At 41.5% G+C, this 1,562-nt stretch carries 2 protein-coding genes; one reads left to right on the forward strand and one right to left on the reverse strand.

The window, feature by feature from the left end:
- A partial coding sequence (locus RRG12_RS44035; RefSeq protein WP_420763357.1) for a single-stranded-DNA-specific exonuclease RecJ occupies positions 1 to 1,191 on the forward strand: 1,191 nt, incomplete at its 5' end.
- 64 nt (positions 1,192 to 1,255) lie between these two features.
- Here the strand turns inward: RRG12_RS44035 and psb30 are convergent.
- Positions 1,256 to 1,399, reverse strand: coding sequence for a photosystem II reaction center protein Ycf12/Psb30 (gene psb30, locus RRG12_RS44040; protein WP_069068686.1), 144 nt, complete (start codon positions 1,397 to 1,399; stop codon positions 1,256 to 1,258).
- Between the last annotated feature and the right edge of the window lie 163 nt (positions 1,400 to 1,562).

A 1,562-nucleotide genomic window follows, 5' to 3' on the forward strand; every position in this document is an offset into this window, starting at 1 on the left:
ATCCAAAATCCAAAATCGCTCAAGCCTGAAGATATCGGGTTTCGCCTGGGGCCACGAATTAATGCTATTGGTCGAATTGGTAATCCCCAGACTGTGATTGAATTGCTGACTACAGATGACATGGGGGTGGCGCTGGAAAGAGCAATGCAGTGCGAACAAATAAATGCTTCTCGCCAGGAAATGTGTCAGCAAATTGAACAAGAAGCGATCGCTTATGTAGAAGCAGAATATGTTACATCTCTACAGCAAAACCGTGTATTAGTTGTTGTTCAACCCAATTGGCATCATGGTGTTATTGGTATCGTCGCCTCCCGCTTAGTGGAACGCTATGGTGTTCCTGTGTTTATCGGTACTTATGAGGATGAGGGACATATACGCGGTTCAGCACGCTCAATTCCAGAGTTTCATGTATTTGAAGCTTTGGAATATTGTCACGATTTACTAGGGAAATTTGGTGGACACAAAGCAGCCGGGGGATTCTCTCTACCCGCAGAGAATTTAGAGATGGTGCGATCGCGTTTAATTGAGTTTGCTAACCAGTGTCTTGAACCCCAACATCTCAAGCCTCTGCTAAAAATTGATGCCGAAGTCAACCTCAACCATCTCAATCAGCAGCTTTATCAACAGCTTAATGCTCTACATCCCTGCGGTATGGACAACCCCGATCCAGTTTTCTGGACACCTAATGTCCAGGTGGTTGAGCAGAAAATCGTTGGTAAGGGTCATATCAAACTGACAATTGCCCAAACTATCGATAATCAAGAGTATAGAATTAAAGCGATCGCTTGGCGTTGGGGCGACTACTTCCGTTTACCATCGCGAGTGGATATCGCTTACAAACTGCGAGAAAATTACTTTAACGGCAACACCACCATCGAGCTAGAGCTAATCGGTGTCAGACTGCCAATTCAGATTCAAAAATTTTTTGTTTCGCCACCAACCACATCAAGCACAACCTTTGAATACAATCAACGACAGTATACTTGTGGTTTCTATAAAAACGGTATTGAAGCAGAATTAAGAATTAAAAATTCTGAAGGTAAAGTTTTAGCCATGCAGCCAGGACATATAATAGGCTTGCTAGGAACTAATCGGCAAAACGCCAAAGAAGTTGATATTTCTCAACCACAATATGACAATATTATCCAAGCTGCCCTTCAGGCGTTATCAGTATTGAGTGCTGGTTCATGAGTTATCAGTTTTAAATTCCAAAATTTTCTTCTACTCAGCACTCAGCACTCACTACTCAGCACTCTTATAGGTTGCCGTTGCGAAATGCCAGTACAAAGATTACTGCTGGGCCAGCAATCACAATTAGCGCTACGGATAGCAATTGGAAAATAACTTCCCAATTGATACTGGTAAAAGCGTTAAACAAGTCAGACACAGCGTCAAACATTTTTCCTTTTCTCCTCTTAATTGCTTTAAAAAATTCAATAACTTAATTACAAAACCCGCAATCGATCATATCTGGCTATGGACTGTTAGATTTAATTTACTTAACAAAATTATAAGAAAAGACATAAAAACGTAAAATGGGGGGATTGGGAATGGGGCATTGG

Source organism: Nostoc sp. CALU 546, assembly GCF_048836525.1.